The 26,923-nt window shown below is 71.6% G+C and carries 22 protein-coding genes; 9 read left to right on the top strand and 13 right to left on the bottom strand.

Annotation, left to right across the window (positions count from 1 at the left end):
- Position 1: 1 nt before the first annotated feature.
- The 3 genes from ACZ4W5_RS10740 to ACZ4W5_RS10730 all read right to left on the bottom strand — a co-directional run bounded on the left by ACZ4W5_RS10740 (position 2) and on the right by ACZ4W5_RS10730 (position 4,280).
- Positions 2-1,219, bottom strand: a complete 1,218-nt coding sequence (locus ACZ4W5_RS10740; RefSeq protein WP_465653885.1) for a polyamine ABC transporter substrate-binding protein — start codon at positions 1,217-1,219, stop codon at positions 2-4.
- 72 nt (positions 1,220-1,291) lie between these two features.
- Positions 1,292-2,650 carry an aspartate aminotransferase family protein gene (locus ACZ4W5_RS10735; protein ID WP_360233237.1) on the bottom strand — a complete coding sequence of 453 codons (1,359 nt, stop codon included), beginning with the start codon at positions 2,648-2,650 and terminating at the stop codon, positions 1,292-1,294.
- Positions 2,651-2,786: 136 nt separating this feature from the next.
- On the bottom strand, positions 2,787-4,280 hold the full coding sequence (locus ACZ4W5_RS10730) for a gamma-aminobutyraldehyde dehydrogenase (RefSeq protein WP_360233234.1): 1,494 nt from the start codon (positions 4,278-4,280) through the stop codon (positions 2,787-2,789).
- Positions 4,281-4,530: 250 nt separating this feature from the next.
- Here ACZ4W5_RS10730 and ACZ4W5_RS10725 point away from each other — a divergent pair, with 250 nt between their 5' ends.
- The 4 genes from ACZ4W5_RS10725 to ACZ4W5_RS10710 all read left to right on the top strand — a co-directional run bounded on the left by ACZ4W5_RS10725 (position 4,531) and on the right by ACZ4W5_RS10710 (position 8,572).
- Positions 4,531-5,004: an Lrp/AsnC family transcriptional regulator gene (locus tag ACZ4W5_RS10725; protein WP_030306695.1), complete on the top strand. Its 474-nt coding sequence runs from the start codon at positions 4,531-4,533 to the stop codon at positions 5,002-5,004.
- Complete coding sequence (locus ACZ4W5_RS10720) at positions 5,001-6,395, top strand: aspartate aminotransferase family protein (protein WP_360233231.1); 1,395 nt, start codon at positions 5,001-5,003, stop codon at positions 6,393-6,395. Before ACZ4W5_RS10725 ends, ACZ4W5_RS10720 begins: the two co-directional genes overlap by 4 nt.
- A gap of 225 nt (positions 6,396-6,620) precedes the next feature.
- Positions 6,621-7,376 (top strand): ABC transporter ATP-binding protein, encoded by a 756-nt coding sequence (locus tag ACZ4W5_RS10715; RefSeq protein ID WP_360233228.1) that lies wholly within the window; start codon positions 6,621-6,623, stop codon positions 7,374-7,376.
- A gap of 44 nt (positions 7,377-7,420) precedes the next feature.
- Entirely contained in the window at positions 7,421-8,572 is a 1,152-nt protein-coding gene (locus tag ACZ4W5_RS10710; RefSeq protein ID WP_465653884.1) for a hypothetical protein, read from the top strand.
- A gap of 53 nt (positions 8,573-8,625) precedes the next feature.
- Here ACZ4W5_RS10710 and rlmN read toward each other — a convergent pair whose 3' ends face one another.
- The 6 genes from rlmN to rpsB all read right to left on the bottom strand — a co-directional run bounded on the left by rlmN (position 8,626) and on the right by rpsB (position 14,820).
- Entirely contained in the window at positions 8,626-9,726 is a 1,101-nt protein-coding gene (rlmN, locus tag ACZ4W5_RS10705; protein WP_465653883.1) for a dual-specificity RNA methyltransferase RlmN, read from the bottom strand.
- 81 nt (positions 9,727-9,807) lie between these two features.
- Entirely contained in the window at positions 9,808-11,046 is a 1,239-nt protein-coding gene (locus ACZ4W5_RS10700) for a phosphatidate cytidylyltransferase (RefSeq protein WP_465653893.1), read from the bottom strand.
- A 251-nt stretch (positions 11,047-11,297) separates the two neighbouring features.
- A complete protein-coding gene (gene frr, locus ACZ4W5_RS10695; RefSeq protein ID WP_360233219.1) occupies positions 11,298-11,855 on the bottom strand; it encodes a ribosome recycling factor in 558 nt (185 codons plus the stop codon).
- A gap of 96 nt (positions 11,856-11,951) precedes the next feature.
- Positions 11,952-12,716 carry a UMP kinase gene (gene pyrH, locus ACZ4W5_RS10690; RefSeq protein ID WP_030056790.1) on the bottom strand — a complete coding sequence of 255 codons (765 nt, stop codon included), beginning with the start codon at positions 12,714-12,716 and terminating at the stop codon, positions 11,952-11,954.
- A gap of 262 nt (positions 12,717-12,978) precedes the next feature.
- A complete protein-coding gene (tsf, locus tag ACZ4W5_RS10685; RefSeq protein ID WP_360233216.1) occupies positions 12,979-13,818 on the bottom strand; it encodes a translation elongation factor Ts in 840 nt (279 codons plus the stop codon).
- A 129-nt stretch (positions 13,819-13,947) separates the two neighbouring features.
- A complete protein-coding gene (gene rpsB, locus ACZ4W5_RS10680) occupies positions 13,948-14,820 on the bottom strand; it encodes a 30S ribosomal protein S2 (protein ID WP_360233213.1) in 873 nt (290 codons plus the stop codon).
- Positions 14,821-15,465: 645 nt separating this feature from the next.
- Between rpsB and ACZ4W5_RS10675 the strand changes: the two genes are divergently transcribed.
- Entirely contained in the window at positions 15,466-16,125 is a 660-nt protein-coding gene (locus ACZ4W5_RS10675; RefSeq protein ID WP_465653882.1) for a murein hydrolase activator EnvC family protein, read from the top strand.
- A 57-nt stretch (positions 16,126-16,182) separates the two neighbouring features.
- Here the strand turns inward: ACZ4W5_RS10675 and ACZ4W5_RS10670 are convergent, their stop codons facing one another.
- The 4 genes from ACZ4W5_RS10670 to ACZ4W5_RS10655 form a co-directional block, all read right to left on the bottom strand.
- Positions 16,183-16,767, bottom strand: a complete 585-nt coding sequence (locus ACZ4W5_RS10670) for a TetR/AcrR family transcriptional regulator (protein WP_360233286.1) — start codon at positions 16,765-16,767, stop codon at positions 16,183-16,185.
- 112 nt (positions 16,768-16,879) lie between these two features.
- Positions 16,880-17,926: an RNA polymerase sigma factor WhiG gene (whiG, locus tag ACZ4W5_RS10665; RefSeq protein WP_465653881.1), complete on the bottom strand. Its 1,047-nt coding sequence runs from the start codon at positions 17,924-17,926 to the stop codon at positions 16,880-16,882.
- A gap of 376 nt (positions 17,927-18,302) precedes the next feature.
- The gene (gene dprA / locus ACZ4W5_RS10660; protein WP_465653880.1) at positions 18,303-19,487 is read right to left on the bottom strand and encodes a DNA-processing protein DprA; all 1,185 of its coding nucleotides are present in this window, start codon (positions 19,485-19,487) and stop codon (positions 18,303-18,305) included.
- Entirely contained in the window at positions 19,484-21,040 is a 1,557-nt protein-coding gene (locus ACZ4W5_RS10655) for a YifB family Mg chelatase-like AAA ATPase (RefSeq protein WP_465653879.1), read from the bottom strand. Before ACZ4W5_RS10655 ends, dprA begins: the two co-directional genes overlap by 4 nt.
- A 48-nt stretch (positions 21,041-21,088) precedes the next feature.
- On the opposite strand from ACZ4W5_RS10655, the gene ACZ4W5_RS10650 reads away from it, so the two are divergent.
- Genes ACZ4W5_RS10650 through ACZ4W5_RS10635 form a run of 4 tightly spaced genes read left to right on the top strand, consistent with a single transcriptional unit; the run spans position 21,089 to position 26,911 of the window.
- Positions 21,089-22,642, top strand: coding sequence for an integrase (locus ACZ4W5_RS10650; protein ID WP_465653878.1), 1,554 nt, complete (start codon positions 21,089-21,091; stop codon positions 22,640-22,642).
- Positions 22,639-24,372 carry a hypothetical protein gene (locus tag ACZ4W5_RS10645; RefSeq protein WP_465653877.1) on the top strand — a complete coding sequence of 578 codons (1,734 nt, stop codon included), beginning with the start codon at positions 22,639-22,641 and terminating at the stop codon, positions 24,370-24,372. The genes ACZ4W5_RS10650 and ACZ4W5_RS10645 overlap by 4 nt, the downstream gene beginning before the upstream one ends.
- A complete protein-coding gene (locus ACZ4W5_RS10640; protein ID WP_465653876.1) occupies positions 24,369-26,510 on the top strand; it encodes an integrase in 2,142 nt (713 codons plus the stop codon). Before ACZ4W5_RS10645 ends, ACZ4W5_RS10640 begins: the two co-directional genes overlap by 4 nt.
- Positions 26,507-26,911 (top strand): hypothetical protein, encoded by a 405-nt coding sequence (locus ACZ4W5_RS10635; RefSeq protein WP_465653875.1) that lies wholly within the window; start codon positions 26,507-26,509, stop codon positions 26,909-26,911. The genes ACZ4W5_RS10640 and ACZ4W5_RS10635 overlap by 4 nt, the downstream gene beginning before the upstream one ends.
- Positions 26,912-26,923 lie beyond the last annotated feature (12 nt).

Here is a 26,923-nt window from a genome sequence, read left to right as displayed (position 1 = left end):
GTCACACCCCGGTGATGCGCCCCCAGACCTTGTGCAGCTCCGGCCGCTCGGCCGAGGTGACGTCCCGCATGCTGTGCAGCCGGGCGCGCATCTCCTCGGTCGGGAACACCAGCGGGTTCTCGGCGAGTTCGGCCTTGTCCTTGTCCCCGCTGTCCGCCAGCACCTCGCGGGCGGCCGGCACCGGGCAGATGTACTGGACGGCCGCGGCGAGTTCGGCGGCCACCTCGGGCTGGTAGTAGTAGTCGACCAGCAGTTCGGCGTTGCGCTTGTGGACCGCCCGGTTGGGGATCATCAGGCTCTCCGCCCACAGCTCGCCGCCCTCCTCCGGCACCACGAATGCGATGTCGGGGTTCTCGGCGGTGAGCTGGACGGCGTCGCCGGAGTAGGCCTGGCAGGCGATCGCGGCGCCGGAGGCGAGGTCGCTGGTGTAGTCGTTGCCGGTGAAGCGGCGCACGTGCCCGCTGTCGACCATCTTCTGCACCAGGTCCATCGCCTTGTGCGCGTCGTCGTCCCCGAACCGCGCGATGTCCGCGCCCTGGGAGAGCATCAGCAGCCCGAGCGCCTCGTCCAGCCCGGCGAACAGCGTGATCCGGCCCTTGAGGTCGGGCGCCCAGAGGTCGGCGGTGGACCTGAGCTCCCGGCCCAGCGCCTTGCGGTTGTACGCGATGCCGGTGATCCCGGACTGCCAGGGCACGCTGCGCCGGCGCCCCGGGTCGAAGACCGGGTTCGCCAGCTGCGGGTCCAGGTTGGCGGTGACGTTGGGCAGGTTGGCCCGGTCCATCGCCTGCACCCAGCCCAGCGAGACGTACCGCCCGGCCATCCAGTCGCTGATCACCATCAGGTCCCGGCCCGGGTCGGCGCCCTGGGTGAGCACCGGGCTGATCTTGCCGAAGAACTCGTCGTTGTCGTTGATGTCCTCGGTGTAGGTGACCGCGATCCCGGTCTTCTCGCTGAACGCGTCCAGGGTCGGGCGCTTCCCCTGGTCGTCGGTGTCGATGTACTGCGTCCAGTTGGAGAAGTTCAGCCGCTTGTCGTGCTCCGAGCGGTCCGGCGCCGAGCGGCGGTCCTCGGCGACGTACGCGGACGGGATGCCGCAGCCGGTCAGCGTGCCGGCGCCGAGCAGCGCGGCCCCGCCGAGGACGGAACGCCGGCGCAGGCGCGCCGGGCCCTGCGGGCGGTCGGCGGGGGATCGGCGGGTCGGGGTGGAGCTGCGGGACATGTGGAGGCCTTCCGGAGCGTGGCACGGCCCCGGGAACACGCGGGTGCGCCCGGGGCCGTCCTGGTAGGTACGTCAGACGGTGTGCGCGTCGGCCACCGACAGCGCCTCGTCCAGGACCGCGAGGCCGGCCTTGGCCTCCTCCTCGGTGACGGTGCACGGCGGGACGACGTGGAAGCGGTTCATGTTGACGAACGGCCAGAGCCCGCGCTGCTTGCAGGCGGCGGCCAGCTCGGCCATCGGCGCGTTGGCGGCGCCCGCGGCGTTGTAGGGGACGAGCGGCTCCCGGGTCTCCCGGTCCTTCACCAGGTCGAGTGCCCAGAACACGCCGAGGCCGCGCACCTCGCCGATCGAGGGGTGCCGCTCAGCCAGCTCGCGCAGGCCGGGGCCGAGCACCGTCTCGCCGATGTGCTTGGCGTTCTCGACGATGCCCTCCTCCGCCATGGCGTTGATGGTGGCCACTGCCGAGGCGCAGGCCAGCGGGTGCCCCGAGTAGGTGAGCCCGCCGGGGAACGGCCGCTCGGCGAAGGTGGCGGCGATCTCGGCGTTGATCGCCACACCGCCCAGCGGGACGTAGCCGGAGTTGACGCCCTTGGCGAAGGTCATCAGGTCCGGCACCACGCCCCAGTGGTCGGCGGCGAACCACTCGCCGGTGCGGCCGAAGCCGGCCATCACCTCGTCCAGGACGAACACGATCCCGTGGCGGTCGCAGATCTCCCGCACCCCGGCCAGGTAGCCCGGCGGCGGGATCAGGATGCCGGCGGTGCCGACCACCGTCTCCAGGATGACCGCGGCCACCGTGCCCGGTCCCTCGAAGGCGATCACCTGCTCCAGGTGCGCCAGCGCGCGCTCGCACTCCTGCGCCTCGTCCTCGGCGTGGAAGTTGGAGCGGTAGGCGTACGGGCCCCAGAAGTGCACCACGCCGGAGACGCCGGTCTCGTTGGCCCAGCGCCGCGGGTCGCCGGTGAGGGCGATCGCGTTGGCGGTGGCGCCGTGGTACGAGCGGTAGGTGGAGAGCACCTTCTGCCGGCCGGTGTGCAGCCGGGCCATCCGGATGGCGTTCTCGACCGCCTCGGCGCCGCCGTTGGTGAAGAAGATCTTGTCCAGGTCGCCCGGGGTGCGCTCGGCGATCAGCCGGGCCGCCTCGCTGCGCGCCTCGACCGCGAAGCCGGGGGCGAGCGTGCAGAGCTTCGCCGCCTGCTCCTGGATCGCGGCGACCACCTTCGGGTGCTGGTGCCCGATGTTGGTGTTCACCAGCTGCGAGGAGAAGTCGAGGTAGCGGTTGCCGTCGTAGTCCCAGAAGTACGAGCCCTCGGCGCCGGCCACCGCGAGGGGGTCGATCAGCGCCTGGGCGGACCACGAGTGGAAGACGTGCGCGCGGTCGGCGGCCTTGACCGCCTTTCCGGCGGCTGAGTCAGCGGTGGGGATGCTCATGCCGGTAAGGCTAGGGCCGAGCGCCTCCGAAGTGCAGTTTCATCCTGTCAGCCGGACGCACGACCCGCCGACAGGGTGCAAAGCGACAGGGCCCGGGTCGAAAAGACCCGGGCCCCTTGTCAGTTCAACTGATTGATCAGATCGCCGTCATGACGTGCTTGACTCGCGTGTAGTCCTCGAAGCCGTACGCCGACAGGTCCTTGCCGTAGCCGGACTTCTTGAAGCCGCCGTGCGGCATCTCGGCGACCAGCGGGATGTGGGTGTTGATCCAGACGCAGCCGAAGTCCAGGCGGCGGGACATCCGCATGGCGCGGGCGTGGTCCTTGGTCCAGACCGAGGAGGCCAGCGCGAACTCGACGCCGTTGGCGTACTCGACGGCCTGCTCCTCGTCGGTGAACTTCTGCACGGTGATGACCGGGCCGAAGACCTCGTTCTGGATGATCTCGTCGTCCTGCTGCAGGCCGGAGACGACGGTCGGGGCGTAGAAGTAGCCCTTGTCGCCGACCCGGTGGCCACCGGCCTCGACCTTGGCGTGGGCGGGCAGCCGCTCGATGAAGCCGGCCACCTGCTTGAGCTGGTTGGCGTTGTTCAGCGGGCCGTAGAGCACGTCCTCGTCGTCCACGCCGCCGGTCTTGGTCTCGGCCGCGGCCTTGGCCAGCGCCTCGACGAAGGCGTCGTGGATCGACTCGTGCACCAGCACACGGGTGGCGGCGGTGCAGTCCTGGCCGGCGTTGAAGTAGCCGGCCACCGAGATGCCCTCGACGGCCTCGGCGATGTCGGCGTCCTCGAACACCACGACCGGGGCCTTGCCGCCCAGCTCCAGGTGGACCCGCTTGACGTCCTTGGAGGCCGACTCGGCGACCTGGATGCCGGCCCGCACCGAACCGGTGATGGAGGCCATCGCCGGGGTCCGGTGCTCGACCATCAGCTTGCCGGTCTCGCGGTCGCCGCAGATGACGTTGAAGACGCCGGCCGGCAGCTCCAGGTCCTTGAGGATGCCGCCGATGATGTCGGCCAGCAGCACGGTGGAGGCCGGGGTGGTGTCCGAGGGCTTGAGGACCACGGTGTTGCCCGCGGCGATGGCCGGGGCGAACTTCCAGACCGCCATCATCATCGGGTAGTTCCACGGCGCGACCTGGGCACAGACGCCGACCGGCTCGCGGCGGATGATCGAGGTCATGCCGTCCATGTACTCGCCGGCGGCCTTGCCCTCCAGCAGCCGGGCGGCACCGGCGAAGAAGCGGATCTGGTCCACCATCGGGCCGATCTCCTCGGAGAGGGTCAGCGCGCGGGGCTTGCCGGTGTTGCGCACCTCGGCGTCGACGATCTCGTCGGCCCGGGCCTCGACCGCGTCGGCGATCTTGAGCAGCAGCTTCTGCCGGGTGCTCGGGGTGGCGTCGCGCCAGACCGGGAAGGCGGCGGCGGCCGAGGCCATGGCCGCGTCCACGTCAGCGGCACCGGACAGCGGCGAGGTCGCGTAGACCTCGCCCGTGGTCGGGTCGACGATGTCGAGCGTGCGGCCGTCAGCCGCGTCGACGAACTCACCGTTGATGTAGTTGCGCAGCGTGCGAAGGTCGCTCACGGGTCTCTCCTCGGTCTGGGCCTGCGGCGTTGCAGATTCCGGCGCCATGGTACGTCGACGGATCCGGCCTACGAAGGGTGCCGAGTGGCCCGGCCGGGAGCGGCACGGTCCACTGGTGGCGGAATGCGCGCCGCCCTGCGGGGGCGCGCGCGTACCGTGCCAGAGTAGCCGCAGGACTGCCGGGATCGACAGGCGTGGTGCGCGTACACGATGAAATCCGCATGGGTTTTCCAGAAGCACGACGAAATCAGCAGCTTCCACGCTTGCGAACAGGGGAACGATCAGGCACAGTGGCGGCGTGGCCAACCGCGACCGGAACGCGAGTGTTCCCCTCGACGCCGCCTCCAAGGCGATCATCGAGCAGCTCCAGGAGGACGGGCGCCGCCCGTACGCCGCCATCGGCAAGGCCGTCGGCCTGTCCGAGGCAGCCGTACGGCAGCGCGTCCAGAAGCTGCTCGACCAAGGCGTGATGCAGATCGTCGCCGTCACGGACCCGCTCACCGTCGGCTTCACCCGCCAGGCGATGGTCGGCATCCGGGTCGAGGGCGACATCGAGCCCGTCGCCGACGCGCTGGCCGCCCTCGACGAGGTCGACTACGTCGTCTGCACCGCAGGCTCGTTCGACCTCCTGGCCGAACTGGTCTGCGAGGACGACGAGCACCTGCTCGAAATGATCAACAAGCGCATCCGCGCGCTTCCCGGCGTGCGGAGCACCGAGAGCTTCGTTTACCTGAAACTCCGGAAACAGACCTACACCTGGGGCACCCGATGACAGCCGACCCGGCGCAGAAGGACCTTTCCAAGACCGCCTACGACCACCTGTGGATGCACTTCACCCGCATGTCGTCGTACGAGAACTCCCCCGTGCCGACCATCGTCAAGGGCGAGGGCACGTACATCTGGGACGACAAGGGCCGGAAGTACATCGACGGCCTGGCCGGCCTGTTCGTCGTGCAGGCCGGTCACGGCCGCACCGAGCTCGCCGAGGTCGCCGCCAAGCAGGCCAAGGAACTCGCGTTCTTCCCGATCTGGAGCTACGCGCACCCCAAGGCCGTCGAGCTGGCCGAGCGCCTGGCCAACTACGCCCCGGGCGACCTCAACAAGGTCTTCTTCTCCACCGGTGGCGGCGAGGCCGTCGAGACCGCCTGGAAGCTCGCCAAGCAGTACTTCAAGCTGATCGGCAAGCCGACCAAGTACAAGGTCATCTCCCGCGCCATCGCCTACCACGGCACCCCCCAGGGCGCGCTGTCCATCACCGGCCTGCCGGGCCTCAAGGCCCCGTTCGAGCCGCTGGTGCCGGGCACCCACAAGGCCCCGAACACCAACATCTACCGCGCCCCGCACTACCTCGAGGGCCCCGACGGCACCGTCGACCCCGAGGCGTACGGCCGCTGGTGCGCCGACCAGGTCGAGGAGGCCATCCTCTTCGAGGGCCCCGAGACCGTCGCCGCAGTCTTCGTCGAGCCGGTGCAGAACGCCGGCGGCTGCTTCCCGCCGCCGCCCGGGTACTTCCAGCGCCTGCGCGAGATCTGCGACCGCCACGACGTGCTGCTGGTCTCGGACGAGGTCATCTGCGCCTTCGGCCGCCTCGGCACCATGTTCGGCGCCGACAAGTTCGGCTACGTGCCGGACATGATCACCTGCGCCAAGGGCATGACCTCGGGCTACTCCCCGATCGGCGCCACGATCATCTCGGACCGCATCGCCGAGCCGTTCTACAAGGGTGACAACACCTTCCTGCACGGCTACACCTTCGCCGGCCACCCGGTCTCCTCCGCCGTGGCGCTCGCCAACCTCGACATCTTCGAGCGCGAGGGCCTCAACCAGCACGTGCTCGACAACGAGTCGCGCTTCCTGGGCACCCTGAGCAAGCTGCGCGACCTGCCGATCGTCGGCGACGTCCGCGGCAACGGGTACTTCTACGGCATCGAGCTCGTCAAGGACAAGGTCACCAAGGAGAGCTTCAACGACGAGGAGACCGAGCGCGTGCTCTACGGCTTCCTGTCGAAGGCCCTCTTCGACAACGGCCTGTACTGCCGCGCCGACGACCGTGGCGACCCGGTCGTCCAGCTGGCCCCGCCGCTGATCTCCGACCAGTCGACCTTCGACGAGATCGAGCAGATCCTGCGGACCAGCCTCACCGACGCGTGGGCGAAGCTCTGATCCCCTGAGCCCTCCTCCCCACCCTCCGCCGAAGGGCGGCCCCGCACCCGCGGGGCCGCCCTTCGGCGTTCACGCAACGCCACGGAACATCACAGTCGTACGACCAAACATGCCTGAATGCGGGTGATTTGCCCGTGATGGACCAGAGCGCCGCAACCGCGACCGGCCCCGGTCGTTCTAATCTGACGACTGTCATATCCCTGCGGCCACCCAGGATGGAACCTCATGTCAGCGGCACCGCCTGACAACGACGTGCTGTGGGCCCGAGGGATCGTCAAGTCCCACGACGGCACCCCCGCCCTGCGCGGCATCTCCATCGGCGTCCGCGAGGGCGAGGTGCTCGCCGTCACCGGCCCGCGCGGCTGCGGCAAGAGCACCCTGCTCGGCTGCCTCTCCGCCCAGCTCCCGGTCGACGAGGGCGAGGTCTGGTTCAACAGCTCCCCCGTCCACACCCTCGGCCGCGCCGGACGCGAACGGCTGCGCCGCGACCGCTTCGGCTTCGTCGGCTCCGAACCCCACCTGGTGCCCGAGCTCAGCGCCCGCGAGAACGTCGCCCTGCCGCTGCTGCTCGCCGGTGCCGGCAACAAGGCCGCCTACACCGCCGCCGACGAGTGGCTGGAGCGCCTGGACGTCGGCGAGATCGGCCGTCGGCGCCCCGACCGGCTGGTCCAGAGCCAGCGCCAGCGGATCGCCGTCGCCCGCGCCCTCGCCCCGCTGCCGCCCGTCGTCTTCGCCGACGACCCCACCGCCCCGCTGCACCGCGAGGCCGCCGACCAGGTCCTGCGGATACTGACCAGCGCGGCCCGCTCGCACCAGCTCACCCTCGTCCTGGCCACCCACGACCCCGAGCTCGTCCGGTTCGCGGACCGCTCCGTCGCCCTCGTCGACGGTCGGCTCACCGCCCCCGCCGCCCCCGTCCCGCGCGGCGCCGCCGCCCCGGGCACGACCGGTGCCTCCGCCGTCACCGCCACCCGCCGCTGACCGCCACCAGTCGCTGACAGAGCCGAGCCGCTGAAAGAGTCGACGTGTTCTACCTCCGTCTGGCCCGGGGCTACCGGGTGCCCGACCTCGGCCGCTGGCTGCTCACCGCCCTGGCGGCCGCCGTCGTCGCCGCCTTCCTGTTGCGCTCCCTCGGCCGCGCGCTGAGCGACCCGCTCGGCGGCGCCGACGCGCTGGCGCGGCTGCTCTGGTGCCTGCCGCCGCTCGCCGCCGTCGCCTGGTTCGCGGCCGTCGCCGCCCGCTCGGTGCCCGCCCGACGGCCCGAGCGGATCGCCGGCCTCACCGCCGCCGGAGCCGGCTCCCGCCGGATCCGCACCCTGATCGCCGGTGAGGTCGCCCTCGCCTGCACCCTCGGCAGCGTGCTCACCCTGCTGCTCTTCCTGGTGCTGCGCAACGACATCGCCGGCCCCTCGCTCGCCCCCGACCTCGGCATGGGCGTGCCGCTGCCCGCCGCCGCGCCGGTCACCCTGCTCGCCCTGGTCCCGCTCACCGCCGGTCTCGCCGCCGCCTTCTCGGTGCCCGTCGCCGAGACCCTGCCCGGCGGCCGCACCCGCGGCCGGACCGACTTCGGCCCGCTGCGGATCGCCGTACCGGTCGGACTGGTGGTGATCGGCGCCGCGCTCGAACTCATCGCCCTGCGGCCCGGCGCCCCCGCCGACGGCCGTCCGATCCACCTGCCCGCCGGACTCGGCACCACCAGCACCGCCGCCCTCGGCGGCTGGGCCGGCGGCGCGCTCGGCCTCGCCCTGCTCACCGGCCCGCTGCTCGCCTGGACCGGACGGCTGCTCGCCCTCGGCCGGCCCACCCCGCTGCGGCTGCTCGCCGGACGCGGCCTCACCGCCCAGGCCCGTCGGCTCGGACCGCCGCTGGCCGTACTCACCCTGGTCGTCGCCCTGGTGCTGACCACCGTCCGCTACTGGATCGGCACCCCCGACAGCGCCGACGCGCTGCCCGCCGTCGAGGCCTGCCTGGTGCTCGGCTGCACGGTCGCCGCGGTGGTCGCCCGGCTCGCCGAGGTCCGTACCGACCGCCGGGAGATCACCGAGGCACTGCTGCGCCTCGGTGCCTCGCCCCGACTGCTGTTCGGCGCGGTCGCCCTGCGCACCCTCGCGGTGGGCACCACGCTGCTGCTGACCGGCGGGGCGACCGCCGCGCTGGCGGCCGCCGGACTGCGCTGAGGACCCCGGCAGGAGAGCCTGCCGGGGTCCTCAGTACGCCGCTACCGCGGTACTCAGCCCGCCGCGGCGAGCTGGCCGCAGGCGCCGTCGATCTCCTGGCCGCGGGTGTCGCGGACGGTGGTCGGCACGCCGTGCGACTGGAGCCGGCGGACGAACTCGCGCTCGTCCTCGGGCCGGGAGGCGGTCCACTTGGACCCCGGGGTCGGGTTCAGCGGGATCAGGTTGACGTGCACCCGGTGGTTCTTGATCAGCCGGCCGAGCAGGTCGGCGCGCCAGGCCTGGTCGTTGATGTCCTTGATCAGCGCGTACTCGATGGAGATCCGGCGGCCGGACTTCTCCGCGTAGTTCGACGCCGCGTCCAGCACCTCGGCGACCTTCCACCGGGTGTTCACCGGGACCAGCTCGTCGCGCAGCTCGTCGTCCGGCGCGTGCAGCGACAGCGCCAGGCGACAGCTGAGACCCTCGTCCGCCAGCCGGTTCATGGCCGGCACGAGCCCGACCGTGGAGACCGTGATGCCGCGCTGGGACAGGCCGAAGCCGTCCGGAGCCGGGTCGGTCAGTCGGCGGATCGCGGCCAGCACCCGGTTGTAGTTGGCCAGCGGCTCGCCCATGCCCATGAAGACCACGTTCGACAGCCGCGCCTCGCCACCGGGGATCTCGCCGGCCTTGAGCGCGCGCATCCCGGCGGCGATCTGCTCGACGATCTCGCCGGTCGACAGGTTGCGGGTCAGCCCCGCCTGGCCGGTGGCGCAGAACGGGCAGTTCATGCCGCAGCCGGCCTGCGAGCTGATGCACATGGTGACCCGGTCCGGGTAGCGCATCAGCACCGACTCGACGAGCGTGCCGTCGAACAGCTTCCAGAGCGTCTTGCGGGTGGTGTCGTCGTCGCAGGAGACGTGCCGCACCACCGACATCAGCTCGGGCAGCAGGCTCTCGGTCAGCTTCTCCCGGCTGGCGGCGGGGATGTCCGTCCAGGTCGCCGGGTCGTTCGACATCCGGCCGAAGTAGTGGTTGGAGAGCTGCTTGGCGCGGAACGGCTGCTCGCCCAGCTCGGCGACGGCCTCCTTGCGCTCGGCGGGGCTCAGGTCGGCGAGGTGTCGCGGGGGCTTGGCGCCGCGCGGCGCGACAAAGGTGAGTTCTCCGGGCTTAGGCATGGTTGTTCCAGTGTCGCAGACGCGCGGAGGCCCCGGTCGCCTGGCGTCCGGGGCCCCGTCGCGGAACGGTCGGTGGGCGGGTCAGCTCCCGACGAAGGCCGCCAGCAGCAGCCAGACCACCGGGGCGGTCGGCAGCAGCGAGTCCAGCCGGTCCATGATGCCGCCGTGGCCGGGCAGCAGGGTGCCCATGTCCTTGATCCCGAGGTCGCGCTTGATCATCGACTCGCCCAGGTCGCCCAGGGTCGCGGTGACCGCGGCGCAGCCGCCCAGGATCAGGCCCTGCCACCAGCTGCCGTCGTCGATGATCAGCTGCATCAGCACGGCGCCGGCCAGCATCGACAGGCCGATGCCGCCGGCCAGGCCCTCGCGGGTCTTGCCGGGGCTGATGGTCGGGGCCAGCTTGGTCCGGCCGAACTTGTAGCCCACCGCGTAGGCGCCGGTGTCGCTGCAGATCGTGACGATCAGGAAGAGCACGATCCGCTGGGGACCGTCGTCGGCCGCCAGCATCATCGCCACGAAGGTCGCCAGGAACGGCACGTAGAAGGCGGTGAACACCCCTGCCGTTATGTCCCGGAGGTAGTTCTCCGGCGGTTCGGCCATCCGCCAGACCATCACCGCCAGCCCGGTCAGCGCGAGCGAGGCCGCGGCCCATTCGACGCCGGCCCAGTAGCCGGTGGCGATCATGGCGACGCCGCCCACGAGCAACGGGATCAGCGGCGCCTTGATCTGCTTGCGCTCGGACAGCCGACTGGTCAGCTCCCAGACGCCGACCGACGCCGCGGCCATCACGACGAACAGGAACAGCGCCTTGACGACGAACAGCGTGGCGACGATCACCACGCCGAGGCCGACTCCCACGCCTATGGCGGCCTGGAGGTTACGGCCGCCGCGCTGCTTGCGCGGCTCCGGCTGCGGGGCGGGCTGGGCGGCCACGGGTGTCTCCTGCCCTGGATGGGACGACGGCACGAAGGGGGGCTGCCCGGCCGCCCAGTGGCTCTGCGGCGGCGCGGGATGCACCGGAGCCCCCGGGTACGGCGGGGCGCCGTGGCCGGGGGCGGGGGTGGCGTCGTCGGTTATCGCGCGCAGCACAACCGTCTCCGTCACGCCCGGCGGCGTCCCGGGCTGCTCGTCCCGGAACAGCGGACCGCCCGTCCGACCGGCCTCCCGGGCCGGGTCGGCGGCGGGGCCGACCGGAGCGCCGGCCGGGCCGTTCGCGGGGCCGGTCGCCGGACCGTTCGCGGGGCCGTTCACCGGGCCGTTCGCCGGACCGCGGTCGGGCGCACCGGGGTGCGGGCCGGGATCGGCCGGTACGGGAGGCATGACCTGAGTCTCCTCCGCGTCGCCGCCCCAGTACACCGGAGGCTGCTGCGAGTGATCCGAACGGAGGTCCTGGTCCCCCGGGCCGGCACCCGGCCCGCCCTGGTGGGCGGCCCGGGGCTCCGGGTGGCCGGGGTGCCCCGGCGCCGGACCGCCCGGCGGCCGGGGTGCCTGCGGCTGCGGCGCCGGGCGGTAGGGCTGGAACTGCTGGTCGGACGGGCCCCAGTAGCCAGGGGCGTCAGGGGCGTCGTTCATCAGACCTCGAGCAGCTCGGCTTCCTTGTGCTTGAGCAGCTCGTCGACCTGGGCCACGTACTTGGCCGTGGTGTCGTCGAGCTCCTTCTCGGCGCGGCGGCCGTCGTCCTCGCCGACCTCGCCGTCCTTGACCAGCTTGTCGATGGCGTCCTTGGCCTTGCGGCGGACGGCGCGGATCGAGACCTTGGCGTCCTCGCCCTTGGTCCGGGCGATCTTGATGAACTCCCGGCGGCGCTCCTCGGTGAGCTCCGGCAGCACCACACGGATGATGGAACCGTCGTTCGAGGGGTTGACGCCCAGGTCGGAGTCGCGGATCGCCTGCTCGATGGCCTTCAGCGCGGTCTTGTCGAACGGCGAGACGACCGCCATGCGCGGCTCCGGCACCGAGAACGAGGCCAGCTGGTTGATCGGCGTGATGGCGCCGTAGTACTCCGCGACGATCTTGGCGAACATCGCCGGGTGCGCACGGCCGGTACGGATGGCCGCGAGGTCGTCCTTGGAAACGGCGACGGCCTTCTCCATCTTCTCCTCGGCCTCGAGGAGGGTCTCTTCGATCACTGTGAACTCCCTGTCCGGTTCATCTGCTGTTGTCCCGACCGGTGTCGGCATCGGGGCCGGTCGCGGCGGACGCCGTCCCGTACGGCGGGTTGCTGCTCAGGCCCGGACAGAATCCTGGCTGATGAGTGTGCCGATCTTCTCACTCTTCACCGCACGCGCGATATTGCCCTCCGCCAGCAGTTCGAACACCAGCATCGGGAGGTTGTTGTCCTTGCACAGGGTGATCGCGGTGAGGTCGGCGACCTTGAGGTCGCGCGCGATGACCTCGGAGTACTCCAGCGCGTCGAACTTGACCGCGTCCGGGTTGGTCCGGGGGTCGGAGTCGTAGACCCCGTCCACGCCGTTCTTGCCCATCAGCAGGACGTCGGCGTGGATCTCCAGCGCGCGCTGGACGGCCGTGGTGTCGGTGGAGAAGTACGGCATGCCCATACCGGCACCGAAGATCACCACACGGCCCTTCTCCAGGTGCCGGACGGCCCGCAGCGGCAGGTACGGCTCGGCGACCTGGCCCATGGTGATGGCGGTCTGGACCCGGGTCTCGATGCCCTCCTTGACCAGGAAGTCCTGCAGCGCCAGGCAGTTCATCACGGTGCCCAGCATGCCCATGTAGTCGGAGCGGGCCCGGTCCATGCCGCGGACCTGCAGCTCGGCGCCCCGGAAGAAGTTGCCACCGCCGATGACCACCGCGACCTCGGTACCGGCGCGCACGACCGTGGCGATCTCACGGGCGATCGCGTGCACGACGTCCGGGTCGACGCCGAGGCCGCCACCACCGGCGAAGGCTTCACCGGACAGCTTGAGCAGCACCCGGCGACGCGAGCCCGCCTTGGGGTCCTGCGCGGTCTCCTGCGTCTCCTGCATGGACTTCTCCTTTAGTGCACCTGCTGGCTCACAGGCCTGGGTGTGCGGATGCCCGGCCTGCGCGTACACGAGAGGAGGCCACTGCCGCGGGAACCGGTTCGGTGTCCTGCACGGCAATGGCCTCCTCGTCGTTCATGGTGCCGACACGGCCCGCCCATGGACGGTTGGCGCTGGGTGAGCCCGTTCGGCGATCCGCCCGCCCCGGTCAGTGGGCGGGGGCGGTTCCCAGCCTAGAGGGGCCGGGGACCAGGTGGAACGTGGCTCAGGCGCCGACGCGGAAGCGGGCGAAGCGCTTGAGGGAGACGCCGGCCTCCTCGAGGACCTTGGCGACGGTCTTCTTGTTGTCCTTGGCGAAGGCCTGCTCCAGGACGGAGTTCTCCTTCACGAAGCCGGTCACGCGACCCTCGACGATCTTCGGCAGGGCGGCCTCGGGCTTGCCCTCCTCGCGGGCGGTGGCCTCGGCGACGCGGCGCTCGTTCTCGAGGGCCTCGGCCGGGATCTCCTCGCGGGACAGGTACTTCGGCGCGAAGGCGGCGATGTGCTGCGCGACGTCCTTGGCGACCTCGGCGTTCTCCTTGTCCAGCTCGACCAGGACGCCGACGGCCGGCGGCAGGTCGGGGCTGGTCTTGTGCAGGTAGACCGCGACGAAGCCGTCACCGTCGAACTGGGCGAAGCGACGGAAGACGATCTTCTCGCCCAGGGTCGCGTTGGCCTCGTCCACGAACTGCTGGACGGTCTTGCCGGGCTCGATCTCGGACGCCAGGGCGGCGTCCAGGTCGGCCGGGGCGCTCTTGGCGACGTGGGCGGCGATCGCGTCGGCGACCTGGACGAAGTTGTCACCCTTGGCGACGAAGTCGGTCTCGCAGTTCAGCTCGACCAGCACGCCGGACTTCTTGTCCTCGGCGATCAGCGCGGCGACGGCGCCGTTGGAGGCGTCACGGCCCTCGCGCTTCGCAACGCCCTTCTGGCCCTTGATGCGCAGGAGCTCGACGGCCTTCTCGACGTTGCCCTCGGCCTCGTCCAGGGCCTTCTTGCAGTCCATCATGCCGGCGCCGGTGAGCTCACGGAGCTTCTTGACGTCCGCGGCGGTGAAGTTCGCCATGGTGTGAATCTCTTCTCGCGTCTCGCGTGTCTGCGTGGAGTGGCGCCGGGACCGATGGTTCGGTCCCGGCGCGGGAGAGAGGGGCACCTGCCGGTGTCGTACCGGCGGGTGCCCCTCACCCGTGGTACGTCAGGCCTGCTCGGCCGGAGCGTCGGTGGCCGGAGCCTCGGCAGCCGGGGCCTCGGTGGCCGGAGCCTCGGCGGCGGCGGGGGCCTCCTCGGCCTTCTTCTCGCCCTCGATGAGGTCCTTCTCCCAGTCGGCCAGCGGCTGGTCGGCGCCCGGCTCGGCCTTGACGTCGCCCTTGGCGACACCGGCGCGGGACTTCAGGCCCTCGGCGACGGCGTCGGCGATCACGCGGGTCAGCAGGGTGACGGAGCGGATCGCGTCGTCGTTGCCCGGGATCTTGTAGTCGACCTCGTCCGGGTCACAGTTGGTGTCGAGGATGGCGACGACCGGGATGTTGAGCTTCCGGGCCTCGCCGACCGCGATGTGCTCCTTCTTGGTGTCCACGATCCAGACGGCGCTGGGAACGCGCTGCATGTCGCGGATACCGCCGAGGGTCTTCTCCAGCTTGTCGTGCTCGCGCTGGAGGACCAGGAGCTCCTTCTTGGTGAGGCCGGAACCGGCCACGTCCGAGAAGTCCAGCTCGCCGAGCTCCTTGAGGCGCTGCAGGCGCTTGTAGACGGTCGAGAAGTTGGTCAGCATGCCGCCGAGCCAGCGCTGGTTCACGTAGGGCATGCCCACGCGGGTGGCCTGCTCGGCGATGGCCTCCTGGGCCTGCTTCTTCGTGCCGACGAAGAGGACGCTGCCGCCGTGGGCAACGGTCTCCTTGATGAACTCGAAGGCGCGGTCGATGTAGTTCAGCGACTGCAGCAGGTCGATGATGTAGATGCCGTTGCGCTCGGTGATGATGAAGCGCTTCATCTTCGGGTTCCAGCGGCGGGTCTGGTGACCGAAGTGGACGCCGCTCTCCAGCAGCTCCCGCATCGTGACGACGGCCATTGCCGTGCTCCTCAGGTGTTACGGCCCGGCTGCGGCGACCCTCGGGGGTTCCCTCGGGTGAAGTGCCTACGGCCGGGTCAGTCTCGGTTGTCCGTGGCGGCCAGGTGACAGCCACGCCTGACGCCCCGATCGTGCCGAGCCGCTTCCACCCGCTCGGTCCGGGGACCGGTCGGGCTCGGCGGACCGAGCGGCACTCGCACCTGGCGGGGCCGCGGAAGAACCGCGTCCGACCACCGGTGGCGGGGCGTGCGAAGTCGACCCGGTGGACCGGGTCGCGTGTGAAGTGTACGGGAAGCGCCGAGCGGCGAGCGACTTCTCGGGCGCCCGGGGGCCCGCGGGCGGACTGCGCCCGGGCGGCGGATGGCCTGGGGGAAGCCCGGGAAACGGCCGCGGCGGACGGGGCCGCGGCGACCGGCGAACGAGCGCCGGCTGGTCGGCTCCCTGCCCACCGACCGGTCCTCGTATGCCGTTTGTACACCGGACGGCGGCACCCGTACACCCGCCCGGGGGATGGCGGCCGGCGCTGGGGGTGGTTTGTCCACAGGAATCCGGAAGGGGGTGGTCTGGGCGGCCGGGTCCGGACAGCCTCGGGGCATGACTGGGCGCAGCGGGGTTCGAGGGGCGGTCGCGGAGGCGATCGCGTGGGTGAGTAGCCGGACGGTGGGGCGGGTGCTCGGCCGGATGGGCGGGTGGGTGAGTGGCCCGGGGGTGGGGGTGGGCGGGGTGGCGGACGCGGTGGTCACGCGGGTGGTGCGGGGGATCGCGCTGGGGGTGGCACTCGCGCTAGTGGCGGGTGCGGGGGTGGTGCGGGCCGTCGCGGTGGGCGGGGGCGGCCCGGGCGCAGCTGGCGCGGGCGGGGCCTCCGCCGGCCGGGGGCCTGCGCGGGCCTGGCCGGTGGGCGGGCCCGGCGCGGTGCTGGGGCGCTTCGAGCCGCCGGCCACGCCGTGGGCGGCCGGGCACCGGGGCGTGGACCTCGCCGCCGCGCCCGGGGCGGAGGTGCGGTCGGCGGCCGCCGGGGTGGTCGCCTTCTCCGGGCTGGTGGCCGGGCGGCCGGTGGTGACCGTCGTCCATCCGGGCTCCGGGACTCCCCCGCTGCGGACCACCTACCTCCCCGTCACCGGCACTGTCCCGGTCGGCACCGGGGTGGCCGCCGGGCAGGTCGTCGGACGGCTCGCCCCGGACGGACGGCACTGCGGCGCGCGGGACTGCCTGCACTGGGGGCTGCTGCGCGCGGGCCGCTACCTCGATCCACTGGCCCTGCTGGGCACAGGACGGGCCCGCCTGCTGCCGCTGGGTGGTACGTGACCGCGCGGGGCGGTGGGGGTGGCGGAGTGCGGCGGGGACGGGCGGGGCAGGGGTGACTCAGGTCCGGTCGAGGCCGTGCAGCGCCAGGGCCACCGCCGCGTCCGCGACCGCCTCCGGGGACTCCACCGGGCAGCCCGTACGGTCCCCGGTGGCGAACTGCTCGGTCCGGCGGACGGCCGCCTCCACGATCCCCTGCAGCAGCGCCGCGGCAAGCCGGGGCTGGTCGTGGCCGAGCTCCTCCAGCGCCCGGACGACCAGGCCGACGAGCCCGCCGTGCGCCGCCCGGATGCGCTCGCGCGCGGCCTCGTCCAGTTCCAGCGCCGAAATGGCCGTGACCGCCCGGTGCCTGGGGTCCCCGGCCAGCGCCAGCTGACCCCGGACGTACGCCTCGATCCGCTCGGCGGCGGTCTCGCAGCTCGCCATCCCGGCCTCGATCTCGGCCGCCCAGAGTGGGAAGTCCACCTCACACAGTGCCTCGACCACGGCGGCACGGGAGCGGAAGTACTCGTAGACGGAGGAGCGCGCCAGCCCGGTGCGGGCGGCGAGCGAGGGGAAGGTCAGGGCCTCCATGCCGCCCTCGGTGAGCAGGGTGCGGGCAGCATCCAGGAGGGCTGCCCGCTGCAGCTGGCGATGCTCGGCCACCGTGGCCGCTCGGATCTTCGGCACGGACCCACTGTACGGAGCCGCACGCGCGGCCGGAACGGCGCCGCGCATTCGGAGCAGGAGCCGACCCGGCGGGCGGCCCCGGCGCCCGCTACCGGACGTCCGAGAGCTTGGCCCGCAACTGGAGGACGGACTTGGTGTGGATCTGGCTCACCCGACTCTCCGTCACCCCCAGTACCTGGCCGATCTCGGCGAGGGTGAGGCCCTCGTAGTAGTAGAGCGTGACCACGGTCTTCTCCCGCTCGGGGAGGGTGTTGATCGCCTGGGCCAGCAGTCTGCGCAGCTCGCGGTCCTCGGCCACCTCGACCGGGTCGTCCGCGCCGTGGTCCTCCAGGGTGTCCACCAGGCTGGGCCGGTCGCCGCCCTCCCCCACCGGGTGCAGCAGTTCGTCCAGAGCCACCACGTTGGCGAGCGACAGCTGGCTGAAGATCGCGTGCAGGTCCTCGAGCGCGATGCCCATCTCTGCCGCGACCTCGGGCTCGTGCGGTGTCCGGCGCAGCCGGGCCTCCAGCGTCGCGTACGTCCGCTCGACGGCCTTCGCCTTCTGCCGCACCGAGCGGGGGATCCAGTCCAGGGCGCGCAGCTCGTCGATGATCGCGCCGCGGATGCGACTGATCGCGTAGGTCTCGAACTTGATGGCGCGGTCGATGTCGAACTTCTCGATCGCGTCGATCAGCCCGAAGACCCCGGAGGAGACGAAGTCGGCCTGCTCGACGTTGGAGGGCAGGCCGACCCCGACCCGACCCGCCACGTACTTGACGAGTGGTGAGTAGTGGAGGATCAGCTGCTCGCGCAGCCGCTGGTCGCCGGTCTCCTTGTAGGAGCGCCAGAGCTCTTCGAGCGCGCTGCGCCCCTGGGCGCCGGGCTCCCGGTCGTCCCGGGCGCCCGGAGTGTCCTTGGCCTCCGCCCCCCGCCCCGCCCCGGGCTGGTCCTGGCTGGGCCGGGGCCCGGGTGGGGAGGTGGCGTCCGGCGCAGGGGCGCTCGAAGGCAACCGGGGGGCGCGGGGTACGGCCGCACCCCCCGGCGCGTCTGCCTCGCCGAGCGCCCCGGTGCCGTGGACCGTCTCGCCGACGCGAGCGGCGTCGGCGCGCTGGGCCGGGTCGGCGTCCCTGGTCGTGTCCGCGGGCTGGCCCGGCACCACCGTCGGCCGGCCGCCCTGACGCGACAGGCCTCCCTTCGTCCCCGCCGCCTTGGACGGGAACTCGGTCGCGGGTCGCCGCTCGGTCCGCGGCCCTCCCGCGGACCGAGCGCCACCGGTCACTCTGTGTCCGGGAATGTGTGTGGGCATACGTAGGTCTGCGCCGTTCTGCCGAGTCATGTGCTGATAGGGAAGGCATGTGGAGCGTAGCGTGACCGACTCACTGCAAAGCGCTACCGCCACTCGGTCGTCCCCCGATCCGGTGGCGTTCACGCATCGGATCCGGCCAGACGAGCGGAAGAACCGGATCAGCAGGTCAGCCGGACCGTCCCGGCCGTCCTCCCCCGGGCGCACCCGTGTTCGTACCCCTGGGCGCTCACCTCCTCCGCACCGCGCGCCAGTGCGCGCCGTGCCGCTCCACGAAGCCGAGCGAGGCCAACTCGTAGAGCCGTTGCAGGACTTCGTCCGGCGGGAGGCCGGACTGCCGGGCCAGTCGCTCGACCGGAGCGCCTTCGGCCGTGGCCGGCACGGCCTCCAGCACCCGGGCCACCGGCGGCTCCAGCAAGTCCCGCGGCAGCACCGGCCCGCTGGACTGCGGGGCCAGGTCGTCCCCGATCGCCCCGACCAGCTCGGTGACCTCGGCCGCGTCGGTGACCAGCGTGGCGCCGCCGCTGCGGATCAGCGCGTGCACCCCGGCGGAGAGCTCCGAGGTGACGGGCCCCGCGACGCCCATGGTGTGGCGGTTGAGGTCCCGCGCCCGTCTGGCCGTGCTCAGGGCTCCGCTGCGCACGGCCGCCTCGACCACCACCGTGCCCCGGGTCAGCGCCGCGATGACCCGGTTGCGGAGCACGAAGCGGAACCGGGTCGGGTGCTCGCCGGGCGGGAGTTCGCTGACCAGCAGGCCCTGTTCGCCGATCCGCCGGATCAGTTCGGCGTTCCCCTTCGGGTAGGCCACGTCGACCCCGCAGGCGAGCACCGCGACCGTCATCCCGCCGACGGCCAGCGCCCCGCGGTGGGCCGCCGCGTCGATCCCGTACGCGGCCCCGGATACCACCACCCAACCGCGCTCGGCCAGTTGGGCCGCGAGCTCGCCGGCGACGTGGGCGCCGTAGGCCGTGCAGGCCCGGGAGCCCACCACCGCCACCGAGCGCAGGGCGAGCAGCCGCAGCGAACCGGTACCGGTGGTCCACAGCCCGATCGGACGTCCGTCGCCCAGGTCGTCCAGTTGACTCGGCCATTCCGTGTCCCCCGGAATGATGAAGCGTCCACCGACGTCCCGTACCCGTTTCAGGTCGGCCACCGGGTCGAGGCCCGGGAGTCGGGCCTGGTAGGCGGCCAGCCGGGCCGCGTCCAGCCCGGGGTGGTCGGGGACGGCGCCCTCCCTGATCACCCGCACCACGTCCACGGCGGGGAGTTCGTCGAGCCAGCGGCCGACCACGGCGTCGCCCGGTTCGCTGAGCCGGTTGAGCAGCACCCGGGCCAGGCGCTCCGGTTCGGGCGCGGCCGACGGGCCGGCTTCGTCCGCGTGGGCTGCCCGGGAGTACCGCAACAGCTGGTTCATGCCGCCTCCTCGTCCTTTCCTTGGGTCCCCTCGGACTGCGACCGTGTTGCGGGCCGGTCGTCGGGGCCGCTCCGGCGCTGGGCCGGGATGCCGCCCAGGCGGCCGTAACCGCGCTCGGGCAGCGGCAGCCCCTGCTCGACACCGGTGCGCAGGACCAGGGCGGTGCGTACGTCCCGCTGGTCCGGCCGGTCGCGGCCGGCCAGGTCCGCGACCGTCCAGGCGACCCGGAGCACCCGGTCCAGGCCGCGGGCCGTCAGCAGCCCGCGCTCCAGCTGGCGGGCGACGTCGTTGAGCGCGCCGGCCGCGAGCTGCCAACGGGTGCGCAGTTCGTGGCCCGGTACCTCGGCGTTGGTCCGCCACGGCGTGTCCGCCAGGCGCGCGGCCGCCCGCTCCCGCGCCGCCAGCACCCGGGCCGCGACGGTCTCGGTGGTCTCCGCCGTGGAGTCCCGCTCCATCAGCTCGATCCTGGTCACCGGGGCGACCTGGACCTGGAGGTCGACCCGGTCCAGCAGCGGCCCGGAGAGCCTGCCCTGGTACCGGCTGACCATGACCGGAGTGCACTCGCAGCCCTCGCCCCGCCGTGAGTACCGGCCGCACGGACAGGGGTTGGCGGCCAGGCAGAGCAGGAACCGCGCCGGGAGCCGCAGCGAACCGGCCGAGCGGGCGATCACCACCTCGCCCGACTCCAGCGGCTGGCGCAGCGCGTCGAGCACCCGCACGGGGAACTCGGGCGCCTCGTCCAGGAAGAGCACGCCGCGGTGGGCGAGGGAGACCGCGCCCGGTCTCGGCAGGCCGCTGCCGCCGCCGACGATCGCGGGCATCGTGGTGGAGTGGTGCGGGGCGCAGTAGGGCGCGGAGTCGATCAGCGGGCGCCCGGCCGGGAGCAGGCCCGCCACCGAGTGGACGGCCGTGACCTCCAGCGACTCCTTCTGGGTCAGCGGCGGGAGCAGCGCGGGCAGCCGCTCCGCCAGCATCGTCTTGCCCGCGCCCGGCGGCCCCTTGAGGTAGAGGTGGTGGCCTCCGGCGGCGGCGATCTCCAGGGCCCGCCGGGCCTCGTACTGGCCGGCCACGTCCGCCATGTCGAGGCGCAGCGCCCGGTCGTCGGGCAGGCCCCGGACACCCGCGCTGGGCAGCATCAGGCCGGCCATCAGCGGATCCGGCCGGCCGCCGAGCGGGCCCGGCGGCTCCTCCGGTGCGTCGGCCCCGGTCAGGACGGCGACCAGCTGGCGCAGGCTGCGCACCCCGATCACCGTCACGCCCGGCACGAGTGAGGCCTCGGGCGCCGTCTGCTCGGCGACCACGACCCGTTCGTACCCGGCGTCGGCGGCGGCCAGCACCGAGGGCAGCACCCCGCGGACCGGCCGCACCCGGCCGTCCAGCCCCAGCTCGCCGATCAACAGCAGGTCGGCGATGGCGGACGGGTCCAGCCGTTCGGCGGCGGCCAGCACGGCGCAGGCCACCGCGAGGTCGAAGCCGCTGCCGCTCTTGGGCACCGAGGCGGGGCTGAGCCCGACGGTCAGCTTGCGCTGCGGCCAGGCCTCCCCGCTGTTCACGGCTTCCCTGATGATTAGATGTGTTCAAGCGTCAAGGGAGGGGTGTACATGGACGAGTGGCTCGTGGTGTGGGTACCCGATGCGGAGAGGTGGGGGCGGCTACCGGAGACGGGGGTACTCGGGGTCCAGGATCTGCCGACGGCAGTGGCCGAGATCGGCCTGAAGCCGGGTGATCCTGTGTTCGTCTCGCCTGAGTTCGAGGTGGATCTCGATCTGCTGGACTTCGTGCGTTCCACGGAATTCCGCAACTTGGAACGGGAGACGAAGCGGAACTACGGGACGGATATCCGGTTGCTGCTGAACTTCCTGTCCTCGCGCGGGGTGCGGTGGCGGATGGCGACGGAGCTGGATCTGACGGACTACCGGGACTGGCGATGCGACTCGCCGCTGAACCCGAAGCGGATCGGCGGGACGAAGTGGAACCGTGAGGCTGCCGCGTTCACCCGCTTGTTCAAGTGGGCGAAGGTGATCCCGATGCCGGTGGACGTGGGTCGGCGCGAGGACCGGGCGGCTGACTCGGTGAGCTCCCGGGTGTCGTGGCTGACGCCGCGAACTTGGGGGCTGTGGTCGAACGTCGGGCTGCGCGGCCACAGCAGGCAGGGGGTGCCGGCGGCTGGGTGGGATTCGCGGACGGAGGAGCGCAATACCTCGTTCGTGCAGCTGGAGCTGAGTTCGGGGCTGCGGCGTCAGGAGGGTGGCTCCTTGCTGACGTTTGAGCTGCCCACGCAGCAGCTCCGGTACGGGCGGTACTGCCATGGGCAGGTAGCGGCGGCAGTGACGCGGTCGAAGAGGAGCCGGACGTTCTACGCAAGCATCGAGGCGCTCGGCCAGGTCGAGGTGTACGTGCAGTCGGAGCGGGCCTGGGTGATCGCGAGGGCTCAGCAGGAGGGTCGGTACGAGCGGCTGCCCTACATGCGGCTGGTCACGGAGGTGACGCGGGGCCGGGAGCCGAAGGTCCGCTGGGTGGACCGGGACGGGGTGGAGGGCGAGCAGAAGCTCGCCCTGTTGGACTGGCGTGAGAGGCAGTGGCTGTTCCTGGAGGGTCCGGATGGGCCGGAGCCGGCGTGGTTGTGGCTGACCGAGCAGGGGTTGCCGATGCTGCCGGACCGCTGGAACACCGTCTTCCGGAACGCGAACCTGCGCTGCGAGGAGGTGCTGCTGACCGAGCAGGAGCGGCAGCTGGGGCGGAATTTCCGACTGTCGGAGGTGCGGGGGAAGTCGCCCTGGGCGACTCCGCACTCGGCCAGGCACTCGATGGCGCTCTACATGCTGATCGTGCTGAACCAGCTGATGGAGACCAGGTTCGGACTGACCGCCACGGACCGGCGGGACTTCGCGCTGCTGTTCGGCGACCCCTGGTTCCTGGTCATGACACTGCTCGGGCACGCTGACGTGGAGACCACGAAGCGCCACTACCTCGCGCCGGTGTCGCACCTGCGGCTGGAGTCGATCCTGGCCGTCGCGGACACCGATCCGGGGAAGCGTGAGATCGAGGATCTGGACGGGGTGTTCGCCCGGCTGGCGCGGGAGACCGTTGGGATCCAGGACGTGGAGTTGCTGGTGGACGAGTTGGTCGACGCGCTGCCGGCGGTGGGGGCGTGAGCGGGCGTGGACGCCGGGCGGTGCCGCCGCCGCGTGATCATCAGGGCCCGCAGCCGCTCGGCCCCGATGGGCTGGTGGTGACCGTGGTGAACAAGGCCGGGTTCCCGCTGGAATTCGACTTCGGTCAGTTGCAGGTCCCCGAGCCGATGCAGCGCTCCTTGGCAGGGTTGTTCGCAGGCCAGTCACGACGGTGGACCCAGCACACCAGTGCGACAAGCTACTGGCGCCGGGTGGAGTCGTTCACGAAGTTCCTGTCCGGCCAGGAGGTGGTCCCTGGCGACCTGGACGGCCTGACCACGGCCACGATGAAGCGCTGGCGCCAGCAGAACATCGGCAGTGTGAGCGGCATGACGGCTCTGGGAGCGATGCGGACATTGCTGAGCCGGGATTCGCGGCTGGCCACCGGCCCGATAGCCGATGAACTCGCGCGTCGCGTTTCTCGTGTGAAGCCGAGCAAGCAGTCGTACGGGGAGGCCGCACGGGAGCGGGTGGTACTGACTGCTCAGCGGCAGTTCCGGGCCGCGTTGATGCGTATCCGTGAGAACACCGAGCTTCTCGGGCGGTGGCGGGCCGGGCAGCTGAACGAGGGCAGCACGGAGTGGCAGATCGGTCGTGTGCTCGACCATCTCGCCCAGCACGGCGATGTCCCGAGGACTGTCCTCCGTGGTGGCCAGGTGACGGTGACGAACCGCCGGCTTCTCGGGGGCAGCGGGGTGGAACAGACCTGGGGGCGCCTGTTCCTGACGTCCTTGGAGGCGACCGCTCTCGCCGTACTCCTGACGGACCGTTTCGGCTGGAACCTGTCCGTCTACGACCGTATGCCGGCGCCGACGGCAGCTCCGTCGGCCGGTGAGACAAGGACGGTGACCTACCAGGTGCAGATTGAGAAGCGCCGCACCGGTGGCGGTCGGTGGTTCAGCACGGAGAACATCACCGACAGTGGTGCCGACTCGCCGGGGAGACTGATCACCCAGGCTCTGGAGGCCACCGTCCACGGCCGGGTCCTGGCGGCCCGCCTGGCCCCGGGCACGGACCTGTTGATCACCCACCGGACGGGCCGGGTCGGGCTCGAGGACCAGGACATGGACCGGCCCCGATCGGTCGGACCTCTCAAGTTCGGCGTCCAAAAGGATGCCGCGAAGTTCTGGGCGCGGACGCACGGGCTGGATGGCTCACCGTTCCAACGCGCCCGCCGGACCACGGTGGTCGACGAAGGCCGACCGCTGCAGCACACGCTGGGCACCCACCAGAGCACCTACGTCCTGCCCGACAAGAGGGTCCAGGCCGCTTCCCGGGAGGTGTTCGAGGCGGGGGCCCTGGAGGCGCTGGAGATCGCCCGCACAGCGGTGTTCGGCGGCAAGCTGGCCGATGCCCCCGACCCGGACCACCAGGAGACGGCCACGGCGGACTGCGCGGACGAGGCGGACAGCCCCTGGCCCGCACCGGGCGGAGGCTGCGGAGCGGACTTCCTGCTCTGCCTGGGCTGCCGCAACGCTCACGTCCACCCTGGGCACCATCCCCGCCTCGCCTACCTCCAGCAGCAGTTGGGCGGTCTGCAGTCGGTCATGCCTGAGCGCCTGTGGAACAGCCGCTGGCGTGATCACCTGCTTCGGCTGGAGGACCTGCGCGGCAAGGCCGGCGAAGAGGTCTGGGATGCCTCCCTGGCCAGGGTCAGCGACACCGATCGCCGCCTGATCGGCCTTCTCCTGAAAGGCGACCTCGCCCCGTGACCGCCGTACTCGCTGAAGCTGACGATCCGTACATCCTGCCGCTGCCCGCCCAGAACAGCCCGGTTGTGCTGGCGAAGTGGATCAGCCCCGAGAACAGCCACCCCAACGCGCGCTACCGCGACCAGGTCTGGCCTCTCGGCCCGCTCATCGACAACCCTGGCGCCTCGATCGTCAGCATCCGCTGGGAGGGTTGCCCACGGACGCTGCTTGGGCAGATGAAGCGGCTCACCTGGCTGATGATCAACGGGGAACTGCGGCCCACCTATCTGAAGACACAGGGGGTGGCAGCCCGTGGCCGAACGTCGGCTCACGACCAGCTGGGGACAGTTCTTGAGTGGATGAATCTGGCGCGCTGGCTGGACAAGCAGGGCATCAGTGATCTTGCCGACTGCACCTCCGGCCACTTCGCCGGCTTCGCCGAGTACCGCAAGGCCGAGGGGATCGGCCGCGCGCATGCCGAGAGGTGTCTTGGTCGTCTGGCGGATCTGTGGGCGTTCGACCAGTTGACCGCCCAGCCGTTGGGGATCGTCCAACCTCCGTGGATGTCCGAAGGGGTCGACGACTACCTACCGGCCGAGGGTGGCGGCGGTGGGGAGAACTCGACCGAGCCGCTGGATCCGCAGGTGATCGGGCCGCTGTTGGTGTGGGCGATCCGTGTGGTCGAGGATCTTGCCGATGACATCCTGGCGGCGTGGGCCGAGCGGCGCCGGATGTCCGCGGCTGCTGCGGCGAACCGTGCGACCCCCGAGAGCCTTGCCTCGTTGGAGGCTTACCTGCTGCCTTTGATCCGCTCCGGCTCGCCCGTCCCCGCGAGCGATCGGCGGGGCACCTGGCAGTTTGCGCGCACCTTCGTGTCCGCCATCACCGGCGCCAGCCGGTGGCAGGTCGACCGGTTTGTCGGGCGGCACGAACTCGGGCGCCTGGTTCAGGAGCGGCCGGGGCCGGCTCCGCTGCCCGTCCCGATCACCGGGCAGGTCAACGGTCGGCCGTGGCGTGAGTACATCGGGTTCGATGAGGCCGCCGAGCTGTGGCGTCATCTGGGCACTGCCGCGACGATCATCGTCCTCTACTTGACAGGTATGCGTCCACAGGAGGTCCAGGGTCTGCGCTCGGGCTGCTGTCCCGAGCCCGAGCCCCGCGCCGACGGAACCCCGGGACGGCACCTCATCTACAGCCGCCACTTCAAGAACGTCACCGACGACGAAGGCAACCACGTCTCGGCCGGTGAGGACCGCGAAGTGCCCTGGACCGCGATCACTCCGGTGGTTCGCGCCATCCGGGTCCTGGAGCGCATGGTTCCCGACGGCGAGTTGCTGCTGAGCTCCGCCCATCACGACACAGGCCAGCGCGGCTATCCCGGCGTCTTGAAGGGCATGGGAATGCATGACCGGATCGAGGACTTCATCTCCTGGGCCAATCGGGAATCCGTTACTCAGGAAGTCCCTGAGCAGATCATCCCCGAGGACCCGCACGGCGGGATCTGGATGAGCCGTTTCCGCAGGTCATTGGCTTGGCATGTCGCCCGCCGTCCGGGCGGGCTGATCGCATTGGCGATCCAGTACGGGCACATGCGCACGATCTTGGATGCCCGAACCTCCACCGGCTACGGCACTCGCAGCCGTCACGGCATCCACGCCGAGCTCGATGTCGAGACGGCGCTGGCGGCAGCCGACACCGCGGCGAAGCTGAACGACCGCATGGCCGCGGGTGAGAAGATCTCCGGCCCCGCCGCCCGCCGGGCGCTGACCGCCGCCGCGACCGCACCGCGGTTCGAGGGCAAGATCGTCACCTCCAAGTACGCCAAGAAGGCCGCCAGTTTCCTGGCCCGCGACGGCTTGGTGCTGTTCGACAACCCGGACGCCCACCTGATCTGCGTCTTCAAGCGCGACACCGCGCTCTGCGAGCCAGGCCCTGATGCCGTCGCGCCGAACCAGTTCGCCTGCGAGCTCGGGTGCGGCAACGCGGTCCGCACCGACACTCACGCCGCCGGCCTGCGAGAACGCGCCGCCGAGATCGACGCCTTGGCCGCCGCCGCCCCCGAGCCGGTCGGCCGGAGACTCAAGCGCAACGCGGACCGCCTGCGCGAGGTCGCCGACACTCACGACGCCACAGCCCAAGGAGCCGAGGCCCTGACATGAACGACCAGCACCAGGACGAACGCGCCCGCATCCGCTCGGCCATCGACCGGCTCCTGACCGGCCAGGCCACCGGGTCCAACGGAAGCCTGACCGTCGTCGCCCTGGCCGCCGAGGCCGGCGTCCACCGCATGGCACTGCTCAAGCGGCACGCGGACCTGAAGGACGAGTTCTACGAACGTGTCCGCGCCGAGACGAAGCGGCCCCCGGAAGCCGAGACGCGGCTACGCAAGAACGTCACCAAGCTGAAGGAGCGGGTCTCCGACCTGACGACGGAGAACTCCGGCTTGAAGAGCCAGGTCACCCATCTCGCCCTCGCAGGCGCGGTCCTGGCCGACCGGTTGCGCAAGGCCGAGGAACAGGCCCAGTTGCCCGACAATGTCGTGCGCTTCCCCAGGTCCTGACCAGGCCGACAA

Source organism: Kitasatospora sp. NPDC029367, assembly GCF_055569135.1.
The sequence above is the reverse complement of the archived record's forward strand: the minus strand, read 5'-3'. Positions and strand labels throughout refer to the sequence as shown.